4 protein-coding genes are annotated in these 3,729 nt (G+C 63.8%); all 4 read right to left on the reverse strand.

The features are described from left to right. The coding region (locus ABT116_RS40700; RefSeq protein ID WP_502984025.1) for a hypothetical protein at nucleotides 1-619 on the reverse strand (619 nt) is incomplete at its 3' end. Between the two features lie 193 nt (nucleotides 620-812). Further along, nucleotides 813-2,051 (reverse strand): TniQ family protein, encoded by a 1,239-nt coding sequence (locus ABT116_RS40705; protein WP_256670145.1) that lies wholly within the window; start codon nucleotides 2,049-2,051, stop codon nucleotides 813-815. Then, a complete protein-coding gene (locus ABT116_RS40710; protein WP_054827569.1) occupies nucleotides 2,048-3,013 on the reverse strand; it encodes a TniB family NTP-binding protein in 966 nt (321 codons plus the stop codon). Before ABT116_RS40710 ends, ABT116_RS40705 begins: the two co-directional genes overlap by 4 nt. 4 nt (nucleotides 3,014-3,017) lie before the next feature. After that, nucleotides 3,018-3,729 (reverse strand): Mu transposase C-terminal domain-containing protein (locus ABT116_RS40715; protein ID WP_351645145.1); only part of this gene is annotated, 712 nt, incomplete at its 5' end.

Below are 3,729 nucleotides of genomic sequence, written 5' to 3' on the forward strand. Positions count from 1 at the left end.
AATGATCGAGGGGCGCGGGTGCTGACTCCCTCTGGATGCCGAACGCGTGCGCCCCGCTGTACCGCGCACTTGGGTACACCGGCGACGGTGGGCGACCCTCCGACGCCCACCCGATCGAACTGCGACGCGCGTGGTCGACGATCGTGGTGATGTCGGAAGTCAACAGAGGCGCACGCGGATTGCGGGGTCGCTCCCCCGCCGACGCGTAATCCCGTCGGATACCGGAAACGGTGGCGCGCACCATCTCGTGGCCGCACGGGTTGTCGTGGCCAGTAGCGCGGTGACTATCGGCGATCGCGGCAACCCATTTACCGAACGTCGACGGTGCATATGCCCGCGTTCCCTCGACTGTGAGTGTGTCGGCCGCTCCAACGAGATAGGCAGCCACCGTCGCAGGGTGCGCCGGCAACGAGATATGTCCGGTGGCGGCGCACCAGGTCTCGAAGCGTCGCCACGCCGAAGCGTAGGCCCGCCGGGTCCCCGCGGAGCGTGACGCGGCCATCGATCGCTCGATCCGAGCCGCAACCTCGGGCGGCAAATCCGGAAACACGGCCGCAGTACCGCCCGGCAAGACAGCTGGAATCGCGGCCGAGCCGCCGGTGAGCTGGCGTTCTGTCATGGGCAGAACTGTATCGGGCACCTCCGACACAGTTTTCGGATTCAAAACACGCTCACCTGGCGATTCATCGAAGACGGTGCGGGAAGGAAAATTCTCGTGGGTCACCGCACACAAACCGTGGGTGACTACAGGGTGCGATCGAATTCCGCCTGAAAGCGCAGAGAAACGTGTGGCGATTGCGATCTAGCGCGCTTCAGTCCCAGTCCAGTCGAATACCGAGCTCGACGAAGGCATAGGCCAGCTCATCGACGTCATCTTCGGTGCGGCACCCCGTTCGAGCGAATCCGAACAAAGATCGGGCGGCATCGCTGTCGACGCGGGCGGCGGCGACAGCGGCATCGATCGCCGCAATCACACCGTCCCAAGCGCTGCGGGCGGGTACCGGACTGCGAGACCTCGTCGGAGCGGCCCCCGGATCGACCGGCTCGTACCGTCGCGGCCGCAGCAAGCAGGCATCAGCACCGCTCGCGGCTATCTCATCGTTCTCGACCGCATTGATCGCGGTCGCGGCAGCAAACAAAACCTTCGCTTGCTCGTCACACCGCAGTTGCTCGAACGGAACCCACGATGTCCGCAGCGGGCGAGAATGGCCGGTGGACTTCCAGATCGCGCTCAGTGGCTTCGCCCACCATCCGGTGCGGACCAGCGGTGTCGATACCTCGTCGACGACGGTACGCAGCAGCCTGAACCACACTCCGGCATGAACACGGCCTCCGCCGAGCTCGACCGACCCGCACGTCAACGCGACGGCGGTGCGTCTGTCGATTTCTGCGACGACTGCCGGTACGGGTATCGGTGGTGCGTGTTCGTCCGAGCCTGGCGGTGTCCTGTCCCAAAAGACCAGTCGGCCGGGTATGACAGCACAGAATTCGAGCCGGCAGAGGTGTTTCGTGCAGCTGGTCAGCATCGGGTACTGATGAGCCATCATGACCGCGATGTCGGCGTCTGTGTCGAGGTCGTCGATACACAAGGGGCATGCCCGCGTATCGAGCTTGCTCACCCAGGGAAGCCACGTGCCGGCGGGCGGTGCGCGTCGACGTCGATCTGACCTTGCCAGACCCGCCGGTAGTAGGACAGAGAACTGATGGACGTAGGTGTCGAAGTCGCATCCGCCGGGGTCGGTGCTGTCGAGCAGCCAGGGCGTACCGCCCGCCAACGTCATCTCACGCAGCCGTTCCGCTGTGCAGGTGCTCCTCTGGGCAAGCGCGGATAGCACCGGCTCGGGTGTGTAGCGGTCGAGGTCCACGCCCGAAGTGTCGACACCGAGCCCGTCGAGAAGATCCGCTGTACCGATCAACGAATACAGTCTGCTAGTCCGGGCAAGCCACGACATCAGAGTCTCACCAGGTAATGGTTGCGGGTGCAGCGGCCACCGCGGATGCCCACTGTGGTCGAACGCTGTAGGCGCTGGCGAGGCATCGGCTGATGTCATGCCAGATGCCGTTCGAAGTGGCGACGGCGTTCGGTGGGCCCGGAGTAGGCAGTCTGCGTCAGCACCTGCGAGGTGATCGCTTCCTCGCCAGCCTCTATTGCGGTCACTGCGGCCGCGGTCAACAGCGTGGCCAGTTCGCCGATGGTGCCCTCACACCGGGTGAGGAGGTAATCGGTCATCTCCGCCGACGTCAGGTGCGAGGGCGCACGCAACGGGAAGCTGGCGGTGAAGCTCGCCAGCAGGGAGCGGGTGTCGATGTCGTTGGTCCAGATCGGCAGCGTCATGGGGTGAAAACGGTTCTCCAACTGTGCATCACTACGGATCGCGAGGTACGCCTCTCGGGTGCCCACTCCGACAAGAGGAATCCGCAGTTCGTTGCCTAGAAACCGCAACAGGTTCAGGAATTCTCGGCGCACGTTGTCGCGGCCGGCGAGAACATTGTGGAGCTCGTCGATGATCAGCATCCGAACCCCGGTCGCTCGCAGCAGCGAGATTGCTTGCTGTTCGAGTTCGTGGACTCGGCTCCGCGGGCGGATCGGCGTTCCGAGTGCAGCAAGCATCGCCAGGTAGAACCGTGCGGGTGCTGGGTCTGGAGGCATCTGCATACACAACACCGGTATCTGCTCGCGATCGGGCAAGCTGACAGCAGGGTGCGCACGCCGGAACTTCTCGATGATCATCGACTTGCCGTTGTTCGTCGGTCCGATCAGAAGCACGTTCGGCATACGTTGCCGATCCGGCCACACCAGCAACGTCTCAAGATGCTCGATCACCGACCGTGCACGCGGATACCCGATCCACCGTTCAGTACGAATATGCCTGATGCGTTGCGCGGCAGGAAGAACCGCAATCGATCTGACCGAACTTCGCAGGTGGGTGAGGTCCGCACGAACGACGTCGATGTCTTCGCAACTACGGTCGTCATCGTCGCCGGCGGGAGCGTTTCGGGGGTCGTGGTTCATCCATTCACCACTCTTCGATGTCGTCGAAGATCGGAACCGGCACGTCGTCGGTGCCTGGGCCGAGCTCGGGCGGGCTCTGCGTGTCCGGTGGTGTGGTGATGCTGCTCAGATGAGAACGGCGAGTGCGATTACGGCGGGCCCGCTTGGTGTACCTCTGTGCGGACGTGGCTATCTGACGCATCTGCTCGATCATCGCGAACAGAGCGTGTTCGTCGATACTTGCTCGGCCTTGTTCTCGAAGGCGCACCACCGCTGCCCGGTGTTCCCACGCTGTCACGGCCGGATGTGACATCGTCCGGTATGGCACCTCGACGTACCCGCCGCCGCTGTCGGGGTCCAGGACCCACACCCTGCTCAGATCACGTGGATCACGCCGGATAACGAACTGACCCAACTTCTCTCGCCTGGCGATCCATGGTTTCAGCGCGTTCGAGAAGTACTGGATGTGGTCGATGACGAACCCTGTCCGGGTCAGTCGGCGCCGGATGACGGGGAGGAAGTCCACTAAGAATGCGGTCTCATCCACCACTGTCGAGCTCGCCAGAGCGGTATCGGCGTCGGTGCTGCTGGTCCACTGCGCAGCCGGGCTCCGGCTCAGGCCGGTGTGCACGTCCGCGTGATAGGCCGCGATCGCCAAAATCAGCCAGCGTTCCAGTTCTCGGGTGTACTTGTTCCAGGGCAGCAGCATCGACAGCAGCACGACCGAGCCGACGTAG

The sequence above is a fragment of the Streptomyces sp. NPDC002130 genome (genome assembly GCF_040296465.1).
Taxonomy (GTDB): Bacteria; Actinomycetota; Actinomycetes; order Streptomycetales; family Streptomycetaceae; genus Streptomyces.

Bases quoted from the DNA above. Each gene is read 5' to 3' on its own strand.
- ABT116_RS40710 (WP_054827569.1), bottom strand. From the start codon at position 3,013: ATGAACCACGACCCCCGAAACGCTCCCGCCGGCGACGATGACGACCGT.
- ABT116_RS40705 (WP_256670145.1), bottom strand. From the start codon at position 2,051: ATGACATCAGCCGATGCCTCGCCAGCGCCTACAGCGTTCGACCACAGT.